Source organism: Evansella clarkii, assembly GCF_002019695.1.
Taxonomy (GTDB): domain Bacteria; phylum Bacillota; class Bacilli; order Bacillales; family Salisediminibacteriaceae; genus Evansella; species Evansella clarkii.
Window position 1 is genome coordinate 1,998,941 of record NZ_KV917376.1, and the last position, 20,809, is coordinate 2,019,749.

19 protein-coding genes are annotated in these 20,809 nt (G+C 43.9%); 18 read left to right on the forward strand and 1 reads right to left on the reverse strand.

Features of this window, described 5'->3' with window-relative positions; translation table 11 throughout:
- The first annotated feature begins 134 nt into the window (after positions 1 to 134).
- From BK582_RS08940 to BK582_RS08960, 5 genes are all read left to right on the forward strand, one after another.
- Positions 135 to 626: an NUDIX hydrolase gene (locus tag BK582_RS08940; RefSeq protein ID WP_078594420.1), complete on the forward strand. Its 492-nt coding sequence runs from the start codon at positions 135 to 137 to the stop codon at positions 624 to 626.
- A gap of 103 nt (positions 627 to 729) precedes the next feature.
- A complete protein-coding gene (gene rapZ / locus BK582_RS08945; protein WP_420841223.1) occupies positions 730 to 1,629 on the forward strand; it encodes an RNase adapter RapZ in 900 nt (299 codons plus the stop codon).
- Positions 1,626 to 2,570 (forward strand): gluconeogenesis factor YvcK family protein, encoded by a 945-nt coding sequence (locus tag BK582_RS08950; RefSeq protein WP_078594422.1) that lies wholly within the window; start codon positions 1,626 to 1,628, stop codon positions 2,568 to 2,570. The genes rapZ and BK582_RS08950 overlap by 4 nt, the downstream gene beginning before the upstream one ends.
- A 106-nt stretch (positions 2,571 to 2,676) precedes the next feature.
- Positions 2,677 to 3,618, forward strand: a complete 942-nt coding sequence (whiA, locus tag BK582_RS08955) for a DNA-binding protein WhiA (RefSeq protein ID WP_078594424.1) — start codon at positions 2,677 to 2,679, stop codon at positions 3,616 to 3,618.
- A gap of 88 nt (positions 3,619 to 3,706) precedes the next feature.
- Positions 3,707 to 3,964, forward strand: a complete 258-nt coding sequence (locus tag BK582_RS08960) for an HPr family phosphocarrier protein (protein WP_078594426.1) — start codon at positions 3,707 to 3,709, stop codon at positions 3,962 to 3,964.
- Positions 3,965 to 4,099: 135 nt separating this feature from the next.
- On the opposite strand, the gene clpP is transcribed toward BK582_RS08960, so the two are convergent.
- Entirely contained in the window at positions 4,100 to 4,699 is a 600-nt protein-coding gene (gene clpP, locus BK582_RS08965; RefSeq protein WP_078594428.1) for an ATP-dependent Clp endopeptidase proteolytic subunit ClpP, read from the reverse strand.
- A gap of 459 nt (positions 4,700 to 5,158) precedes the next feature.
- Here clpP and rpoN point away from each other — a divergent pair, with 459 nt between their 5' ends.
- The 13 genes from rpoN to ltrA all read left to right on the forward strand — a co-directional run bounded on the left by rpoN (position 5,159) and on the right by ltrA (position 20,807).
- A complete protein-coding gene (gene rpoN, locus BK582_RS08975) occupies positions 5,159 to 6,505 on the forward strand; it encodes an RNA polymerase factor sigma-54 (RefSeq protein WP_078594432.1) in 1,347 nt (448 codons plus the stop codon).
- 18 nt (positions 6,506 to 6,523) lie between these two features.
- Positions 6,524 to 6,766, forward strand: a complete 243-nt coding sequence (locus BK582_RS08980) for a glutaredoxin family protein (RefSeq protein WP_078594435.1) — start codon at positions 6,524 to 6,526, stop codon at positions 6,764 to 6,766.
- 178 nt (positions 6,767 to 6,944) lie between these two features.
- A complete protein-coding gene (locus BK582_RS08985) occupies positions 6,945 to 7,970 on the forward strand; it encodes a sugar-binding transcriptional regulator (RefSeq protein ID WP_078594437.1) in 1,026 nt (341 codons plus the stop codon).
- Between the two features lie 213 nt (positions 7,971 to 8,183).
- Positions 8,184 to 9,191, forward strand: coding sequence for a type I glyceraldehyde-3-phosphate dehydrogenase (gene gap / locus BK582_RS08990; protein ID WP_078594439.1), 1,008 nt, complete (start codon positions 8,184 to 8,186; stop codon positions 9,189 to 9,191).
- Positions 9,192 to 9,413: 222 nt separating this feature from the next.
- Positions 9,414 to 10,601, forward strand: coding sequence for a phosphoglycerate kinase (locus tag BK582_RS08995; protein ID WP_078594441.1), 1,188 nt, complete (start codon positions 9,414 to 9,416; stop codon positions 10,599 to 10,601).
- A gap of 76 nt (positions 10,602 to 10,677) precedes the next feature.
- Positions 10,678 to 11,436, forward strand: coding sequence for a triose-phosphate isomerase (gene tpiA, locus BK582_RS09000; RefSeq protein ID WP_078594443.1), 759 nt, complete (start codon positions 10,678 to 10,680; stop codon positions 11,434 to 11,436).
- On the forward strand, positions 11,429 to 12,964 hold the full coding sequence (gene gpmI / locus BK582_RS09005) for a 2,3-bisphosphoglycerate-independent phosphoglycerate mutase (protein WP_078594445.1): 1,536 nt from the start codon (positions 11,429 to 11,431) through the stop codon (positions 12,962 to 12,964). The genes tpiA and gpmI overlap by 8 nt, the downstream gene beginning before the upstream one ends.
- 42 nt (positions 12,965 to 13,006) lie before the next feature.
- On the forward strand, positions 13,007 to 14,290 hold the full coding sequence (eno, locus tag BK582_RS09010) for a phosphopyruvate hydratase (protein WP_078594447.1): 1,284 nt from the start codon (positions 13,007 to 13,009) through the stop codon (positions 14,288 to 14,290).
- Positions 14,291 to 14,572: 282 nt separating this feature from the next.
- Positions 14,573 to 14,803, forward strand: coding sequence for a preprotein translocase subunit SecG (secG, locus tag BK582_RS09015; RefSeq protein ID WP_078594449.1), 231 nt, complete (start codon positions 14,573 to 14,575; stop codon positions 14,801 to 14,803).
- Positions 14,804 to 15,060: 257 nt separating this feature from the next.
- Positions 15,061 to 15,744: an alpha/beta hydrolase gene (locus tag BK582_RS09020; RefSeq protein WP_078594451.1), complete on the forward strand. Its 684-nt coding sequence runs from the start codon at positions 15,061 to 15,063 to the stop codon at positions 15,742 to 15,744.
- A gap of 82 nt (positions 15,745 to 15,826) precedes the next feature.
- The gene (locus BK582_RS09025) at positions 15,827 to 16,573 is read left to right on the forward strand and encodes an alpha/beta hydrolase (RefSeq protein ID WP_078597919.1); all 747 of its coding nucleotides are present in this window, start codon (positions 15,827 to 15,829) and stop codon (positions 16,571 to 16,573) included.
- Positions 16,574 to 16,618: 45 nt separating this feature from the next.
- Positions 16,619 to 18,970 (forward strand): ribonuclease R, encoded by a 2,352-nt coding sequence (gene rnr, locus BK582_RS09030; RefSeq protein ID WP_078594453.1) that lies wholly within the window; start codon positions 16,619 to 16,621, stop codon positions 18,968 to 18,970.
- 598 nt (positions 18,971 to 19,568) lie between these two features.
- A complete protein-coding gene (gene ltrA, locus BK582_RS09035) occupies positions 19,569 to 20,807 on the forward strand; it encodes a group II intron reverse transcriptase/maturase (RefSeq protein WP_078597921.1) in 1,239 nt (412 codons plus the stop codon).
- The last annotated feature ends 2 nt before the right edge of the window (positions 20,808 to 20,809 follow it).

Genomic DNA, 20,809 nt, shown 5'->3' on the forward strand with positions numbered 1-20,809 from the left:
TGGCCAGAGTGGCAGATATATAAATGTGCTATAAAAAACTGGCTTTGCAATAGAATAAAATTAGCTGAAATATACAGAAACAAATCACTGGAAAGCATAGTAAAATATATTTGATAAATTCTGAGGTGAGCATTTTGCAGCGTGTGACAAACTGTATATTAAAAAGTGGAAATGATGTGTTAACATTACAAAAACCAAGCCGGGGCTGGTGGGTTGCGCCAGGAGGCAAGATGGAGCAGGGCGAGTCAGTACGTGATAGTGTTGTGAGGGAGTTCAGGGAAGAAACAGGACTCCAGCTTAAAGATCCATCTTTAAGGGGAGTTTTTACTATTCTTATTGAACAGGATCGCAGGATCATAAACGAATGGATGCTGTTCACCTTCTTTGCGGAAAGCTTTGCCGGCGAAATGTTAACGGAATCTCCTGAAGGGATCCTCGCCTGGAAAAAAACATCAGACATACAGGATCTGCCAATGGCTGAAGGAGATTATCAAATTTTTGAGCATGTTCTTAAACATGATAAAACTGTTTACGGGACGTTTAAATATACAGAGGACTTTAAACTGCTGTTTTACCGTATTGAAGCCGAAGGTGAGGCTGCTGAAGAATTTCATACAGGAAGCTAAATGAAATGTGGAAATTGCACCATCCTCCTGCTAAGAGGGAGGAACGTAATAAATATATTTTAACAGACGAACGAAAAAATAAAACGAGAAAGTGGGGATCCAAGTGAATAAAAATATTACTGAAAATCAGGACCTTGAACTTGTGATCATCACAGGAATGTCGGGAGCAGGAAAAACAGTGGCAGTGCAGAGTTTCGAAGATATGGGCTATTTTTGTGTCGATAATCTCCCCCCTGCACTTATTCCTAAATTTATCGATCTTGTAGAAGGTTCCGGAGGGAAGATGCAGAAAGTAGCCCTCGTTATTGATTTAAGGGGGCGTGAATTTTTTGATCAGCTCTTCGAAGCAATCGACACTATCGGTATCGAGTCGAAGGTTACACCACAGATTTTATTTCTCGATGCGAATGATTCAGTACTTGTAAGACGTTATAAAGAGACAAGGCGCTCGCATCCCCTCGCTGCAGGAAAACCTCCACTCGAAGGAATCAAGGCTGAGCGGGAACTGCTGGATGAGCTGAAGGGCCAGGCGCAGCTTATTGTAGATACAAGTGATTTAAAGCCAGTGAAACTAAGGGAGAAAATTATTGAAAGGTTTTCCACCTGTTCTGACCGGACTTTCAGTGTGACTTTTCTTTCTTTTGGATATAAACACGGAATTCCGATAGATGCTGACCTTGTTTTTGATGTGAGGTTCCTTCCAAATCCTCACTATGTAGACCACCTGAGGCCGAAGACGGGAATGGAATCAGAAGTTTCCGAATATGTTCTTAAGTGGTCGGAGACACAGCAATTCATTGAAAAACTTGATGATTTGCTGAAATATATGCTGCCTAATTATAAACGTGAAGGTAAAAGGCAGCTTATCGTAGCAATTGGATGTACCGGAGGCAAACATCGTTCAGTAACACTCGCTGAATATTTCAAAGCAGCCCTGGCTAAAGAAGGGTACTATACAGTAGTGTCACACCGGGACGTGGAGAAAGGAAAGCTGGAAAGGTGAAAAAAGCTAAAATTGTTGTTTTAGGGGGAGGCACCGGACTGTCCGTTTTGCTCCGGGGGTTAAAAACCTTTCCGGTCGATATTACTGCTGTAGTAACGGTAGCGGATGACGGGGGAAGCTCAGGAATATTGAGAAAAGAATTGAAAATACCACCGCCGGGAGATTTAAGAAATGTTCTCGTGGCCCTTTCAGAGGTGGAACCACTTGTGGAAGAGTTGTTTCAGCATCGGTTTAAGAATGGGAATGGCCTTTCGGGGCATTCCCTCGGTAATCTTCTTTTAGCTGGAATGACTTCAATTACCGGAGATTTTGCAAGGGGAGTTCAGGAACTTAGCCGGGTACTCAACGTGAAAGGAAAAGTGCTTCCCGCTGCAAATCAGGAAATCATCCTCCATGCTGAGATGGAGGACGGAACATTGGTTGAAGGAGAGTCAAGTATCCCGAGAGCCGGGAAAAGAATAAAACGGGTATTCCTCGAGCCTGCTGTACCAGAGCCTCTTCAGGAAACGTTAACAGCACTCGAACAAGCAGATTTAATTGTACTTGGCCCCGGCAGCCTTTATACTAGTGTCATCCCAAATTTACTTGTACCGCAAATTTCAGAGGTAATACAAAGAAGTGAAGCGCGTAAAGTATATATATGCAATGTAATGACTCAGCCAGGCGAGACAACAGGATTTACTGCAGCAGACCATGCAATGGCGATTTATGAGCACGCAGGGGACAGGATACTGAATTCGATTCTTGTTAACGTACAGCCGATACCTTTCTCTTATGCCCAGCGCTATGCCCAGCAAAATGCCTATGAGGTTGCAGTGGATGAAGACAGGCTGAGAAACATGGGTCTTAAAGTACTTGGGGAAGATCTTCTCTATTTTGATAATTATTTATTAAGGCATGATGGCCAGAAACTTTCCCAAAGGCTTGTTTCTATGCTTTAATATAATAATACAAGAGGCAGCGCTAATACACGGGGCGCTTGCCGCTGAAGCTGGATAGCTAAAACATCTGTCTGATGATTGATCAGAGGCTGGAGGTGAGAGGCAGATGTCTTTTGCTTCTGTGACAAAAAAAGAACTGACTCAGCTTGAGGGAGAAGACTGCTGCACAAAAGCGGAGCTTGCAGCTCTTATCAGGATGAACGGGTCTGTTTCCATAAGAAATATGCAGATAGCTCTTGATATACAAACAGAAAACGCAGCTATCGCAAGACGTATTTATACACTTATAAAAAAGCTGTACAGTGTCCATGTAGAGCTGCTGGTCAGAAAGAAAATGCGTCTGAAAAAAAATAATGTTTATGTTGCCCGCATAACAAAAGAAGCACGTTCTATGCTGGAAGACCTGCGGATCGTGGACAGCAGTTTTTCGTTTACGAGGGAAATTTCTCCGGAGCTTGTAAAAAAAAGCTGCTGTAAACGGGCTTATCTGCGAGGGGCGTTTCTTGCGGGAGGTTCGGTAAACCATCCGGAAACTTCTTCCTATCATCTGGAGATTTTCTCTTTCTATGAGGAACATAATCGTTCATTATGTGATCTGATGAACTATTTCGGGCTAAATGCTAAGATGCTGGAGCGAAAAAAAGGTTTTATCCTGTATCTGAAAGAGGGAGAAAAGATCAGCGAGTTTTTGAATGTTATTGGTGCCCATCAGGCGCTGCTGAGGTTTGAAGATGTAAGAATTATGAAAGATATGAGGAATTCGGTCAACCGTCTCGTTAATTGTGAAACAGCGAACTTAAATAAAACTGTGGGCGCGGCTATGCGCCAGGTGGAAAATATTAAGTATATTAAAGAGCAGGCAGGGCTCGAAGTACTTCCGGATAAACTCCGGGAAATTGCCGAACTGCGGGTTGAACATCAGGATGTTACGCTGAAAGAGCTTGGCGAAATGGTTCAGAGTGGGAAAGTAAGTAAGTCAGGGGTTAATCATCGTCTAAGGAAGATCGATGAATTCGCAAATAAACTTAGAGCAGGGGAAAAAATCTGATCCCCTGCCTTTCTGGAAAAGAAATGAAAGCGTTTCTACAGAAGTAAAATAAAAAAATAATATTATAAACGGGACAGGAGGAAAAGAGATGATTGAAAAACAAGTGGTAGTAAAAAGAAAAACAGGTTTACAGGCACGCCCGGCTGCATTATTTGTTCAGGAAGCCAACAAATTTAACTCAGAAATTTTCGTTGAAAAAGACGGAAAGAAAGTAAACGCAAAAAGCATTATGGGAATTATGAGCCTTGCAATTAATTCTAATAAAGAAATAACTGTTTCTGCTTCAGGAAATGATGAAGAGACAGCCATCGAAACACTTACTGCTTTTATGGAAGCGGACGAATAATATAAAGTCGCAGAATACTTTTCCTTCTGCCAAACCACATTTAGTTGGTTAACGATAAAAAGCTCTATTGCACTTTGTGCAATAGAGCTTTTTGATGGTTGTTCAATGTACCAGAGTCTCGATACATAGAATCCCTTATTTCTTTTCCTGGTCAGGACGCTTTTCCATTACCTCGTCAATCAGGCCATATTTTTTCGCGTCGGCAGCAGTCATAAAGTTGTCGCGGTCAGTGTCCCGTTCGATAACTTCAATAGGCTGTCCAGTGCGTTCTGCAAGGATTTCATTCAGCTTCTGGCGCATCTGGATAATGCGGCGTGCATGAATTTCAATATCGGAAGCCTGGCCTTGTGTACCGCCTAAAGGCTGATGGATCATTACTTCACTGTTAGGAAGGGCAAAACGTTTGCCTGGCTCCCCGGCAGAAAGAAGGAAAGCTCCCATAGATGCAGCCATACCAATGCAGATTGTCTGCACTTTTGGCTGAATGAACTGCATTGTATCATAGATTGCCATACCAGCGGTTATAGAGCCTCCAGGGCTGTTGATATACAGGGAAATGTCTTTTTCCGGATCATCAGCAGCTAAAAACAGCAGCTGAGCAACGATGGAGTTAGCTACATTATCGTCGATTGCGCTGCCAAGCATAATAATACGGTCTTTCAGAAGACGGGAATAAATATCGTAAGCCCGCTCTCCTCGGTTTGTCTGTTCAATAACTGTAGGGACTAAGTTCATTTCATAACTCCTCCTTTAATAACTATCTGAAAAATATGTGTATAAAGCTGCCTGCTCAGAGTATTCATAAAGTAGGGCCGGGTTAGTGCCGGCAGCGAATTAAGAACACTCTTTTTATGCTATTTCCACCTTATCATAACTCTAATGGTCAAGGAAGGTCAAATTATTTGTCTGTAAAAGAAACTAATATTTTTCTCCAATTTTTGCACCACTTTCATCATAACCTAATTTCCAGGTTTTCAAACTACATCCTTATTCAGCCAAAACAAACAAGTAAGCAAGAGCATAACCTGGAGTATAAGAAGGAACACCAATTTTTTCATCTTAAATTTAAAGAAAGCGCTTACCTGATCTGTGTTAAAATAGTAGATACGAGAATCAGACTATCAGAAACCCCCCTGTTACAGCAGGAATGTAACAGGTAAACATGTTATAATACGCATAAGGAGGCAGTACCTTATGAATATGGATTTTGGTTTATACCAGCAACAGTCAATGAAACTGGTGATGACAAATGAGCTTCGCCAGGCGATTACAATATTGCAATACTCCGCCCTTGATTTAAATAATTACCTGCATGAACAGCAGCTGGAGAATCCGCTGATTGAACTGAAAGATAACCATAAACATGAAGAAATAACCCGAAATAAAGAAGAATCTGCTGCCCCCGTCTATGACTCCCGGGTGAGGCATGACCAGGATGATGAATATTCAGCGATAGACCACGTAAGCGACCAGGAAGAAGGACTGCAGGATTACCTGCTGAATCAAATCAGTTACCTGAAGCTGGACAGCCGGCTGAGACGTATCATCACCTATTTAGCACTAAGTGTTGACGAAAACGGATATTTAAAACATACTGCAGAAGAGCTCGCCGGGGAACTGGATGAACCAATTGAGCTTACAGAAGAAGCTGTTTCTGTTTTGCAGGGCTTTGAGCCTGCAGGTATCGGGGCTTTTTCCCTGAAGGAATGTCTGCTTATTCAGCTGAGACAATTGGAGACCAGGGACTTGCTCGCTGAAACTATCGTTGAAAAGCACCTTGATACACTAGCAAAAAAGCAGTTCAAAAAAATTGCCAAGGAAGAAGAGGTGTCCGTCCAGGAGGTTCAGTATATTGCTGACTTTATCCAGACGCTCAATCCGAAACCGGGAGCCCATTTTTTCAACGAGCCTGCAAAATACGTTGTACCTGATGTAACGGTAAATAAAATAAACGGTGAATACATCGTTTATTTAAATGATGACTATATGCCTGTAATGACTGTTAATAAACAGTATGAAGCGTTAATAAATAAAGAAGAAGCTGAAGTAAACGAATATTTGAAGAGGAAATACGAACAGTTTCAATGGATTAAAAGAAGTATTGAACAGAGGCAGGAAACGCTTTTGAAAGTATCGGAAGCAATCGTAAGATACCAAAAGGCGTTTTTCGAGCACGGCCCTTCCCACTTAAGGCCCCTTACTTTAAAAACCATTGCGGAAGAAGTAAATGTGCATGAAAGTACAGTGTCTCGTGCCACTACAAGAAAATACATTCAGACGCCAAAAGGATTGTTTGAGTTAAAATACTTTTTCACTTCTATGGTTGGGAAAGATACAGGTGAATCCAGTTCCTCGGAGCGGGTAAAAATTTATTTGAAAAGACTCGTAGATGAAGAGAATAAACAGAAGCCCCTTTCAGACCAAAAGCTGGCAAACCTGCTTAAAGAACAGCATGGAATCACTGTATCAAGAAGAACAGTCGCAAAATACCGGGAAGAAATGCATATTCAGTCATCCTCCCAGCGGAAGAGATACACATAGTTGAAGGAGCAGTAACAGATGAAATTATATTTTTATACAAAAACTGGCTGTCCTTTATGCGATAAAGGGCTTGATGTAACAAAAGATCTTCAGAAAAAATATTCTTTTGAAATTATAGAGCGTGATATTTATTCAAATGAGGAGTGGCTGGAATTATATCAGATCCGGATTCCTGTAGTGGAGGACGAGAATGGTTACGTTCTTGAAGAAGGAATTATATCTTCTCCAGCACTTGAAAAGAAAATTAATGAACGAGTTTAGAGTTTTAATCTTGCTAACGAACCATTTCCTTGCTATGATTAGTTTGAAAGGGAACCCCCTTTCCAAATTAATGCATTAGCAGAAATGGTCTTTTTTTTCGCACAGGTGGGACACGATATGTCTATGTGGGGCAAAAAACGTCCCGGTTTTAACTCAGGAGAGAAAAGGAGCTTTACTTATGCGACAGCTTATAGAACTGCAAAAAAAGTTAGTCCCTGATCTCATTGATGTATTGAGTATACGGTACCGTGTGCTCCGCTTTATCCGGGTCATGGAGCCTGTGGGAAGAAGAACATTGGCCAGCAGTGTGGAAATGTCGGAAAGAACTCTGCGAAGTGAGGTAACTTTCCTGAAAGAACAAGGCCTCGTGGATATTAAATCCTCAGGTATGACTCTGACGGACGAAGGAAACGGGATTCTTCTCCAGCTTGAAGAAGTGATGAAAGAAGTTTTTGACATCCGTACGATGGAACAGCAGCTGAAAGAGAAGCTGGGAATCAATGAAGTACATATATTGCCCGGCGACACTGATGAACATCCATGGGTGAAAAAGGAGATGGGCAGAACCGCTGTTTCGGTGATGAAAAAGAAATTGCTCAAAAACAGTAATATCATTGCTGTAACCGGGGGAACCTCTATAGCAGCAGTTGCTGAAATGATGGTCCCTGACGGTGTGACGAATGAGGCGCTGTTTCTCCCGGCAAGAGGCGGGCTTGGCGAACAAGTGGAAAACCAGGCTAATACAATTTGCGCCATGATGGCCAGAAAAGCAATGGGCAATTACCGTCTGCTGCATGTGCCAGATGAACTGAGTAAAGAAACATATCAATCCCTGGTGGAAGAGCCGTCTGTAAAAGAAGTACTTGAACTAATACGATCCGCCACAATGGTAATACACGCTGTGGGAGAGGCGCAGACAATGGCTCAGCGAAGAAACTCTTCTCCTGAAGTTATGGAACGACTGAAAAAAGAAGCTGCTGTTGCAGAAGCCTTTGGTTATTATTTTAATCAATCAGGGGATATTATTCATAAAGTTTTAACCATAGGTCTGCAGCTGGAAGACCTGGAAAAGATACCTCACGTTATTGCTGTCTCAGGCGGCAGCTCCAAGGCCGGAGCAATCCAGGCATACATGAAACACGGCCCGAGTCAGGTGCTTGTAACAGATGAAGGCGCCGCTTTACGTATTCTGGAAGAAAACTGAAACAATTCTGTCACTTATTCCCTGTTTACACAGAGGATTAACGGCCGGGAATTGAGTATTATTAAACGAGAGAAGCGAATGAAAATTTATTATTATTTGCTTAGTTTAAATTCGTTTAAAAAGGTTAAAGGTACAAAATGGATAGTTTACTAAAGGGCATTTCTCCCTTTGGAAATAGATTTTTTGTTTTTTAATTAAAGGAGGAAAAAAATCATGGCTACAAAAATTGGAATTAATGGATTTGGGCGTATCGGACGTGTTGTTTTCCGTGCTGCACTTAATAACCCGGAGGTAGAGGTAGTAGCAGTCAACGACTTAACTGATGCAAATATGCTTGCCCACTTATTAAAATATGATACAGTACATGGCAACCTGGACATCTCTGTGGAAGCAAAAGGAGACAACCTCGTTGTTGATGGAAAAGAAATCAAAGTTATCGCAGAACGCGATCCTGCTCAGCTTCCGTGGGGAGACCTTGGCGTAGAAGTAGTAGTAGAATCTACAGGACGTTTCACGAAGCGTGCAGACGCAGCGAAACACCTTGAAGCCGGCGCGAAAAAAGTAGTTATCTCTGCACCTGCAAGTGAAGAAGATATCACTGTTGTTATGGGTGTAAACGAAGACAAGTATGATGCAGAAAACCATCATGTAATCTCTAATGCATCTTGTACTACAAACTGCTTAGCTCCATTTGCTAAAGTATTGAACGACAAATTTGGTATTCGCCGCGGTATGATGACAACTGTACACTCTTATACAAACGACCAGCAGATTCTTGACCTGCCGCACAAAGATTACCGCCGTGCACGTGCAGCTGCTGAGAATATCATTCCTACAACAACTGGTGCTGCCAAAGCTGTTGCATTAGTTCTTCCTGAACTGAAAGGCAAACTGAATGGCGGAGCAATGCGTGTACCTACACCAAACGTATCTCTTGTAGACCTTGTTGCTGAACTTGATAAAGAAGTTACTGCTGAAGAGATCAACAAAGCTTTCCAGGAAGCTGCTGAAGGTAACCTTAAAGGAGTTCTTTCCTACAGTGAAGAACCATTAGTATCAAGTGACTATAACGGCAACCCTTCATCTTCAACAATCGATGCTCTATCCACGATGGTGATGGAAGGCAATATGGTTAAAGTGATCTCCTGGTACGATAACGAATCAGGTTACTCACACCGTGTAGTAGACCTTGTTGAATATATTGCAAAAAAAGGTCTTTAATAAATTTATGAGGGGACAGAGTCGATCCGGACGTTCCCTGAGTAATACTTCTCAAAAAACAAAAGGAGGAGACAGTGCATCAGTGTCCTGTTCTCCTCTTTCATTTATCTGAGGACACTGGGATGTTAAGATGATTATGGCATGTATAAATGTTCCTTCTCTCTATACAAGCCTGATTGACAAATCCATAAGATGCAGTTACCAAAAGGAGGTTACCCTCGCATGAACAAGAAATCAGTCCGTGATATTGACGTGAAAGGCAAACGGGTATTTTGTCGTGTCGACTTTAATGTTCCTATGAAAGACGGTGAAGTCACAGACGATACGAGAATCCGTGCAGCACTTCCAACTATTCAGTATCTTTCTGAAAACGGAGCGAAAGTGATTCTGGCAAGCCACCTGGGCAGGCCAAAAGGGGAAGTAGTTGAAGAACTTCGCCTTGATCCTGTAGCAAAAAGGCTCAGCGACCTGTTAAACAAAAATGTTTATAAATCTGACCAGGTCTATGGTGATGAACCTAAAAATGCTGCTGCAGACTTGAATGATGGTGAGATTCTTCTTATTGAGAATGTACGTTTTGAAGCAGGAGAAGAGAAAAATGATCCGGAACTGGCAAAACAGCTGGCAGAGATGGCAGACGTTTATGTAAACGATGCTTTCGGAGCCGCACACAGAGCACATGCTTCAACAGAAGGAATTGCACAGCATCTTCCGGCGGTAGCAGGCTTACTGATGGAAAAAGAGTTAGAGGTTCTCGGCAAAGCGTTATCTGACCCGGACCGTCCATTTACTGCAATTATCGGCGGTGCGAAAGTGAAAGATAAAATCGGAGTCATTGATAATCTTCTTGAAAAAGTTGATAATCTGATTATTGGCGGGGGACTCGCTTACACTTTCGTAAAAGCAAATGGACATGAGGTTGGAAAGTCTCTGCTGGAAGAAGACAAAATTGATCTGGCGAGAGAATTCATGCAGAAGGCCGAGGAAAGAGGAGTTAAGTTTTATATGCCTCTTGATGTAACTGTGGCAGACGACTTCAGCGAAGATGCGAACACAAAAGTTGTTGATATTGAAAATATCCCTTCAGACTGGGAAGCGCTGGATATCGGACCAAAAACAATTGATACGTACCGCGAGGTTATCAGAAATTCAAAACTGGTGATCTGGAACGGACCGATGGGTGTTTTTGAACTGAAACCATTCTCTGAGGGAACGGTATCTGTTGCCCAGGCCCTTGCTGATACAGAAAGTGCTTATACCGTAATCGGCGGAGGCGATTCTGCTGCAGCCGTTGAAAAATTCGGTTTTGCCGATGCAATGGATCATATTTCCACTGGCGGAGGTGCTTCCCTGGAATTTATGGAAGGGAAAGAACTCCCTGGGGTCGCTGCATTGAACGACAAGGAATAAAAACATGGTTAAGATGGAAAAATAAAGCGTTAAAAAATAATGCTTTGTTTTTCTCTGCTGTAAAGGAGGTAGCGAAATGCGTAAACCAATTATCGCTGGAAACTGGAAAATGAACAAAACAAAAAGCGAAGCCATTTCTTTTGCCCAGGAGGTAAAAGGTTCTGTACCGTCTTCTGATAAAGTAGAAGCTGTAGTGTGTGCTCCGGATCTTTTTCTGGACGGGCTGATTCAGGAGGCAAAGGGAACAGAATTAATTATCGGTGCGCAAAACATGTACCATGAGGAAAGTGGAGCTTACACGGGAGAAACAAGCCCGGTGGCTCTTAAGGATTTAGGTGCTGAGTATGTTATTATCGGCCACTCGGAACGCAGGGAGCTGTTCGGGGAAACGGATGAATCAGTTAATCGTAAAGTCCGGGCTGCTATTAAACATGGCTTAAAACCGATCATATGTGTTGGGGAATCCCTCGAAGAACGTGAGGGAGGAAATACTTCTGACGTCGTGACAAAACAGGTGAACGCTGCTTTGGAAGGACTTTCTGAAGAAGAAGTCAAACAAACAGTAATCGCTTATGAACCAATTTGGGCGATCGGCACTGGAAAAACAGCTTCCTCAGAAGATGCTAACGAAACTTGCGGTGTCATTCGCAAAGTAGTAGCCGGAACGGTATCTGATTCAGCTGCTGAAGCAATCAGAATCCAGTATGGCGGAAGTGTAAAACCAGCTAATATAAAGGAACTCCTCGGCCAGTCTGATATTGACGGAGCACTTGTTGGCGGAGCAAGCCTTGAACCTTCTTCATTCCTTGAGCTTGTGGAGGCAGGAAATGAGTAAAACACCTCATGCTTTAATTATTCTTGACGGTTTTGCACTTCGTGAAGAAACACGGGGAAATGCCGTTGCCCAGGCTGACACGCCTAACTTTGACCGTTACTGGAACGAGTTTCCCCATGCTACTCTTACAGCCAGTGGAGAAGCGGTCGGCCTTCCTGAAGGACAAATGGGGAATTCCGAAGTCGGCCATTTAAATATTGGCGCAGGCAGAATCGTGTACCAGAGCCTGACCCGGGTTAACATGGCTATTAAAGAAGGAGAATTTCTGGGAAATCCCGCCTTTGTTAATGCCATGGACCATGTTAATAAACACGATACTAATCTTCATATTTACGGACTTCTGTCAGATGGCGGTATTCACAGCCATATTGAGCATATGTTTGCTCTTCTGGAACTGGCAAAGTCTAAAAACGTTAATAAAGTATTTATCCACGGCTTTCTTGACGGGCGTGATGTAGGCCCTACTTCAGCGGAAACGTATATCCGCCAGACGGAAAAGAAGCTGAAGGATCTCGGCATAGGTGAAATAGCTACTATTCAGGGCCGTTACTATGCCATGGACCGGGATAAGCGCTGGGACCGTGTTGAAAAATCATACCGCGCCATGGTATATGGGGATGGACTGAAATACAAGGATCCTGTTTCAGCACTGGAAGACTCCTATAAAAATGAGATTCATGATGAATTTGTTCTCCCGTCTGTTATTACAAAAGAGGACGGGGAGACTCCAAGAGGGACTATTGAAGACAACGACGCGATCATTTTCTTCAACTTCCGTCCGGACCGGGCGATCCAAATGTCCCAGGTTTTCACGGACGTGGATTTCGCCGGCTTTGACCGGGGAGACCGGCAGCCGAAAAACGTCCATTATGTTACTTTGACTCACTTTAGTGAGTCCGTCCAGGGTTTTGTTGCTTTCGAGCCGACGAACCTTGATAACACAATGGGGGAAGTAGTTTCAAAGGCAGGCTTAAGCCAGCTGCGGATCGCTGAAACAGAGAAGTATCCTCATGTTACTTTCTTTTTCAGCGGCGGCCAGGAACAGCCATACAAAGGAGAAGAACGTGTGTTAATTGATTCTCCGAAAGTGGCAACCTATGATTTAAAACCGGAAATGAGTGTATACGAAGTGACTGATGCACTTATTGATGAAATCAATATGGGAAAACACGACTTTATCGTACTGAACTTTGCCAACCCGGATATGGTGGGCCATTCCGGTAAGCTGGAGCCAACGATTAAAGCTATTGAAGCAGTGGACGAATGTCTTGGAAAAGTCATTGACCTGATTCTGGAAAAGAACGGGAAGGCGATTATTACTGCGGACCATGGAAACGCAGACGTTCTTGAAACAGAGGAAGGGACACCAATGACGGCCCATACGACAAACCCTGTACCAATTATCGTAACGGATAAGAACGTGGAGCTTCGGGAGGACGGTATTCTTGGAGATATTTCTCCAACAATGCTTCAGTTGCTGGGAGTAGAACAGCCTCCGGAAATGACAGGAAAATCACTGATTAAGTAAAACACAAGAATATTTTTTCAATAAAAAGGAGTGTATTTGATAATGACAATTATTACAGATGTATATGCACGCCAGGTACTGGACTCCCGCGGGAATCCAACAGTGGAAGTAGAAGTTTACACAGAGAGCGGAGCGTTTGGCCGTGCCCTCGTACCAAGCGGTGCATCAACTGGTGAATACGAAGCAGTTGAACTGCGTGACGGCGGCGACGCATGGATGGGTAAAGGTGTTACAAAAGCGGTAGATAACGTAAACGAAGTTATCGCTCCTGAACTTGTAGGATTCGACGCTCTTGACCAGGTAGGAATCGATGAGCTCATGATCGACCTTGACGGTACAGAAAACAAAGGAAAGCTTGGTGCTAACGCAATCCTTGGTGTATCCATGGCTGTTGCACGTGCTGCGGCTGACGCTCTTGGCCTTCCGCTATATGTTTACCTTGGCGGATTCAACGCAAAAACTCTGCCAACACCAATGATGAACATCGTTAATGGCGGTGAGCACGCAGACAACAACGTGGACATCCAGGAATTCATGGTTATGCCTGTTGGAGCAGAGAACTTCCAGGAAGCACTTCGCATGGGAGCGGAAATCTTCCACAACCTGAAGAGCGTACTGAAAGGAAAAGGCTACAACACAGCAGTAGGTGACGAAGGCGGATTCGCACCAAACCTTGGTTCTAACGAAGAAGCTCTTTCTACAATAATTGAAGCTATTGAAAAAGCAGGCTACAAGCCAGGGGAAGACATCGTTCTTGCGATGGACGTAGCTGCTTCTGAGTTATACGAAGACGGTAAATACAACCTTAAAGGCGAAGGTGTTGTAAAAACTTCTGAAGAAATGGTTTCTTACTACGAAGAGCTTTGCAACAAATACCCTATCGTTTCTATCGAAGACGGCCTTGATGAAAACGACTGGGAAGGCTTCAAGCTTCTGACAGACCGTCTGGGCAGTAAAGTTCAGCTAGTAGGTGACGATCTGTTCGTTACAAACACTGAAAAACTTTCCCGCGGAATTAAAGAGGGAATCGGAAATTCTATCCTGATTAAAGTGAACCAGATCGGTACCCTTACTGAAACATTCGACGCTATCGAAATGGCGAAGCGCGCAGGCTACACTGCTGTTATCTCTCACCGTTCCGGTGAAACAGAAGACAGCACAATCGCTGACATTGCTGTCGCTACAAACGCTGGCCAGATTAAAACAGGTGCTCCTTCACGTACAGACCGTGTTGCGAAGTACAACCAGCTTCTCCGTATTGAAGATGAGCTTCAGTTCATCGGACGCTATGCAGGAAAATCCGCATTCTATAACCTGGAGAAGTAATAAGTCTTATAACGAGAATTACCCCGGGAACTTTTCTATTCCCGGGTTTTTTTTTGAGGAAGTTGGCTTAAGGAAACTGTCACTATGACAGCTGTCATAGTGACTCCGTTGGTATTTAGACTCCCGAAATACAAGGAATCCATATGTACCAATACTTTCAGCAAAGTTGCCCTGACGCAACTGTCACTATGACGTAACAAGCCCGGATGTCCTATTGCGAAGCATTATAAATCATGTTATATTTTAAGAAGGTTTTTACCGTACGTATGGAGGTGTAAAATTTTGCTGACACTTTTTCAGGTTTTACTTGTGATCGTATCATTATTGCTAATTACTGTTGTAGTACTTCAATCTGGCAAAAGCGCAGGACTTTCAGGAGCTATTTCCGGAGGCGCCGAGCAAATTGTCGGGAAACAGAAAGCACGTGGACTGGAAGCGGTACTTAACAAAATCACAGTCGTTCTCGGTGTAATCTTTTTCTTACTGACAATGGCAGTAGCATTCTACATGTAATAGACTATACAAAACGAACAGATCAAAGCAGCAGGCGCATACGCCTGCTGCTTTTTTTAAGTTGATTAAAGGCAGTCGTACAAGGGAATAAAATAATACAGAAGAGGCCGGGAAATATATATACAAGTTAAACCTTGAGCAAGGAACGTGACATCCTGCAGTAATTTCCAATATGATGTAATACAGCGGAACCGGCCTTAACAGATAAAGAGGGAATAATCAGTGGATCAGGGACATCGCGAGAGGAAGTGGAGAAGATGATAGGTTGTTTATGTCTTCATGGTTTTTCTGGAAACCCTAAAGAAATAGATGCAATTACCACATACCTGGAAAAGAAGAAATGGCTTGTTTATACACCGACACTTCCAGGGCATGGAGAAAACAATACATTGAAGGGTGTAACATATAAACATTGGATATATGCAGCCACAGTAGCTGTGGAAGAGCTGCTGAAGCGATGTGAAAAAGTGTACGTGATCGGTTTTTCAATGGGAGGTATGATAGCGAGTTATATAGCCTCCAGGCACCCTGTTGAAAAGCTTGTGCTGCTAAGTTCCTCCGCCTACTATCTTAACCCGAAGCAGATTCTGGAGGTGGTAAGCGGCTGGATAGTGGAAGGCCTGAGGGGAGAACTGGAGGATGACAAGCTGTACCAGTTTTATAAACAGAAAGTGTTAGAAACTCCCCTTGAAGCTACTAAACAGTTTACTAAAATGGTCAAAGAACTGAGGGGCCATCTGAAAAACATAAAGGTTCCGACCTTGATAATCCAGGGGGAAAGTGATGGACTCGTACCTCCAAAAAGCGCTGAATATATATATGAACAAATTCAGTCGGAAGAAAAAGACCTTTATTTTTTTCCAAAAGCGAAGCATTACATCTGGTTTGGAGAAGAAAAGGAAGAGTTATTGCAAAAGATCGATGATTTTCTTTGTGGCTGAACCTGTTTTTCAGAAAGGCGACGGCCGGGGACTCACACATAAGTGACCACAGCAAATATATTTGAAGGAGAAGACAGTTATGATTAAAGTATCAAGGCCAAAACCATTTACAAATGAAGCGGGGAAGAGGGCGGTATTATTGCTGCACGCATTTACGGGAAGCTCAGCTGATGTAAGAATGCTGGGGCGCTACCTCAATAAAAAAGGCTATACAACGCATGCTCCTCATTACAGGGGGCATGCAGTGCCACCGGAAAACCTCGCTGAATATACACCGGAAGACTGGTGGGAGGATGTACTGGAAGGTTATAACCACCTGAAAGAACTTGGTTATGAAGAAATAGCGGTAGCCGGCCTTTCCCTCGGTGGTGTATTTTCCCTTAAGCTCGGGTACACTTTACCTGTGAAGGGTATTATTCCTATGTGTGCACCTGTATATTCAAACAATGAAGAAAGACTTTACAGAGGAATGCTGGAATATGCCCGGGAATATAAGCGACTGGAGAAGAAGAGCCAGGAAGAAACAGAGGCGGAGATGAAGGAATTTGAAAAAATCCCCCGCCCTCTAATTAGGAAACTGCATGGTCTTATTGATGATGTAAGAGAAAATATCGATATGATCTATAATCCTGTTTTTGTCGTCCAGGCCAGAAATGACGATATGATAGACACTGACAGTGCCGATGTTATCTACAATGAAGTAGAGGCTGAATTTAAGGATATAAAGTGGTACGAAGAATCGGGCCATGTCATCACCCTGGACAAAGAACGGGACAAGCTTCATGAAGATATTGCCGCTTTTCTGGAAGAGCTTGACTGGAGCGAATGATAACCGTTTTTTACACATTCCGGAATGAAAGGAGCGAGGCTAAAGATGAGCGAAATGACAAAGGAAAGATTACTTACCTATATGAAAGAGGAAGCGGACAAGCCTCTTTCTGTTAAAGAACTTGAAGAAGCTATGGGGCTGGAGGATTCAAGCCAGTTCAAGGATTTCGTAAAACTACTTAACGAACTTGAAGATGAAGGGGAGCTAGTAAGAACACGCAGCAACAGATACGGTATTCCGGAAAAAATGCACCTTCGCAGAGGTGAGGTTATCAAGCATCCTAAAGGATTTGCTTTTGTCAGGGTAGGCCCTGACGAGGATGATATTTATATCTCCGGAGCGGATATGAATACGGCAATGAACAAAGATAAAGTGCTTGTACGCCTTAATCCTGAATCTTCCGGATCGCGCCCTGAAGGAACGATCATCCGGATTATTGAGCGTGGTGTCAAAACAACAGTCGGTACTTATGCAGATGACAAGCACTATGGTTTTGTTATCTCTGACGATAAGCGGATTCCGAACGATATATTTATTCCAAAAGGTGAAGACGGCGGTGCCGTTGATGGCCACAAGGTACTTGTTAAAATAACAAAATATCCGGAAGGACGTATGAGTGCTGAAGGGACAGTACTAGAAGTTCTCGGTCATAAAAACGATCCGGGAGTGGATATTTTATCGGTTATTCACAAGCACGGCCTTCCAGGAGAATTCCCGGAAGAGGTAATTGAACAGGCGAACCAGGTTCCGGACGAAATATCGCCGGAGGAGCTGGAAAACCGCCGGGATCTCCGTGATGAAACTATCGTTACTATTGACGGGGCAGACGCAAAAGACCTGGATGACGCCGTCCAGGTAAAGAAACTGGATAACGGTAACTATCTGTTAGGGGTCCATATCGCAGATGTTTCCTATTATGTAAAGGAAAGCTCGCCAATCGATGTGGAAGCACTGGACAGAGGAACATCAGCATACCTCGTAGACCGGGTAATCCCGATGATTCCTCACCGTTTATCAAATGGCATTTGTTCACTGAATCCACAGGTAGACCGGCTTACATTATCCTGTGATATGGAAATAACACCGAACGGGGAAGTAGTTAACCATGATATATACCAGAGTGTGATCCGGACTAATGAACGGATGACATATACGGATGTAAGGAAAATCCTTCAAGAAGAAGACGAAGAAGTTACAAAGCGTTATGAGGATTTAGTTCCATTTTTTAAATTAATGGAAGAGCTTGCGGAAATCCTTCGGAGAAAACGATTCGAACGGGGAGCAATCGACTTTGATTTTAAAGAAGCGAAAGTAATCGTGGACGAGGAAGGCACACCGACAGAGATTGCGATTCGCGACCGGTCTGTAGCTGAGCGTCTTATTGAAGAATTTATGCTTGCAGCTAATGAAACTGTAGCTGAACATTTCCACTGGATGAAAGTGCCGGCTATGTACCGGATCCACGAAGATCCAGATGAAGGAAAGCTGAACACTTTCCTGGAGTTTATCACAAACTTCGGCTATGTCGTAAAGGGTGCAGCGAATACGGTTCACCCAAGGGCTCTGCAGCAATTGCTGGAAGAAGTAAAAGGGGAGCCGGAAGAAGCAGTAATCAGTACGGTGATGCTCCGTTCTATGAAACAGGCGAAGTATGACCCGGAAAACATCGGGCACTTTGGATTATCGGCTGATTTTTACACCCACTTCACGTCACCAATCCGTCGTTATCCGGACTTAATCGTTCACCGGCTGATCCGAACGTATTTAATTGAAGGGAAAGTCGATGAGAAGACGAAGGAAAAATGGAATGAACGCCTTGGCGATATTGCCCGTCACTCTTCTGAAATGGAGCGCCGAGCAGAGGATGCCAGCCGTGAAACAGATGAACTGAAAAAGGTTCAGTTCATGGTAGATAAGGTCGGCGAAGAATACGAAGGCATCATTTCAGGTGTTACCAACTTCGGTTTGTTTGTGGAGCTTCCGAACACCATCGAAGGACTCGTCCATGTAAGCTATTTAACGGATGATTACTATCACTACGATGAGTCATCTTACGCGATGATCGGAGAGCGGACCGGGAATGTATTCCGTATTGGCGATGAAATCGAAGTCCGGGTCGTCAATGTTAACGTGGACGAACGGGCGATTGATTTTGAAGTAGTAGGGATGAAGGCCCGCAAAGCGAAGCGCAAAGAAGCACCTCGTGTTATTGAAGGCGGAAAGCGCCCGGCCCGTAAAAAAGGAAAGGGTCAGGGTCTCACCTTAGGTGCAAACAAACCTGAAGGCGGTAAAAACGGCAGAGGAAATGGCGGTAATGGAAGTGAAGGCGGACGGAAGAAGAAATTTTACGATAATGCGCCAAAGAGTAAACGGAAAAAAGGCAGGAAGAAACGATAATAATGTGTTAGTTGCTGAAGGAAACCAGGCTCCCATGTAAATGGGGGTCTGGTTTGTTTTGTGTGCCCGGCATGTGCATACGCTTTAGGGTTCAAGTCCCGAACAGTGAAGGTCGTTGTAACTGCTAGCTAAAGGCAAGGGTGTCCGGGGCGACTCGGAATCTGAAGGAAGCCGGAGGCAAATCTCCGACCCGAGGAACACGAATCTCATACAAGGCTGTCTGGTCTGGATGAGGCTGCAAAACAAGTCAAAGTCCTAACGACCGAAGGATCCGGCAGTAAATGAGGCGGGTATATGGAGAGGAAGTTTATGCACTTACCCGGGGCGGGCTGACAGGAACGCCGTACAAATGCGGTAACTGATTCCAGGAGGAATCACTGAACTGTCAGAAGTCAGCCGAAGCCATAGTACCACAGCTTTCTAGATTTTGTGGGAAGGGCTGAATCATGAAAAGAGTGCTCATCCACCTGCGTACGTATCATTCGATGACACAGAATATACCAGCTTGCCTAGGAAGCAGAGGTGAATCCGTCCAGGGCTTAGGAAGCGTGGAGAATGATACCACACAATGGAAAGGAAGAGCCACGTGGAGGTTAATGTGATGTTGGAAGAGATATTACACCGAGACAATTTGAATAAAGCATATCTCAAGGTAGTCCAAAATAAAGGGAGCCAGGGCGTTGACGGCATTACCACTGCGGAACTGAAATCCCAGATCTCCGAAGAATGGTCTGCCATCCGCCAGGGGCTCTTGTCGAGAACCTACCAACCGTCACCGATCCGCCGAGTCGAAATCCCGAAACCGGACGGGGGTAAACGGAAGGTAGGGATCCCGACTGTCATGGACCGTCTGATCCAGCAATCCATTAATCTCTACCTTCAACGAATCTATGATCCGACATTTTCTGAAAACAGTTACGGTTTCCGCCCGAAACGACGAGCCCATGATGCCGTGTTGAAAGCAAAACAGTATATCAATGAAGGGTACACATGGGTGGTCGATATTGATCTGGAGAAATTCTTCGACAAAGTGAACCACGACCGGTTGATGCGAACGTTAAGTTACCGTATCAGCGACAGAAGGGTGTTGAGCATCATCCGGAAATACCTTCAGGCAGGAATCATGGAAAACGGATTAGTTAGGCAAAACGACATGGGGACTCCCCAAGGGAGTCCATTAAGCCCGCTTCTCTCAAATATTGTCCTGGATGAATTGGACAAAGAACTGGAGAAACGGAGTATTCGCTTTGTCCGCTATGCGGACGACTGCCAGATTTACACGGGGTCAAAGAAAGCCGCAGAGCGTATCCGAAAGAACATGATCACCTTCATTGAAGATAAACTGAAGCTAAAGGTAAATCGGGAAAAGAGCGCGGTAGACCGTCCGTGGAAACGAAAGTTCCTGGGTTTCAGTTTCACAGCTTCTTCTAAAGGAAAAGCGAAAATAAGAATACACAGGGAATCAATCCAACGGGCAAAAGGTCGAATCCGTGAGATTACTTCCCGAAAGAAAAGTATTCCTATGGAATACAGAATTGGCAAGCTGAACCGGTTTATCGTCGGCTGGAGAAATTATTTCCGACTGGCGGAAACACCCTCGGTATTAAAGGAATTAATGAAGTGGATAAGAAGAAGACTTCGAATGGTACGATGGAAAGAATGGAAGAAACCGAAAACAAAAGTCAGAAACCTAATCGCCTTGGGAGTATCGAAGCAGAAGGCTTATGAATGGGGAAACACAAGAAAAGGCTACTGGCGAGTCGCCTGTAGCCCAATTCTCCACCATACGCTTAATGACGCCTATTGGCGCAGGATGGGTTTGAAGTCGTTGATATAACG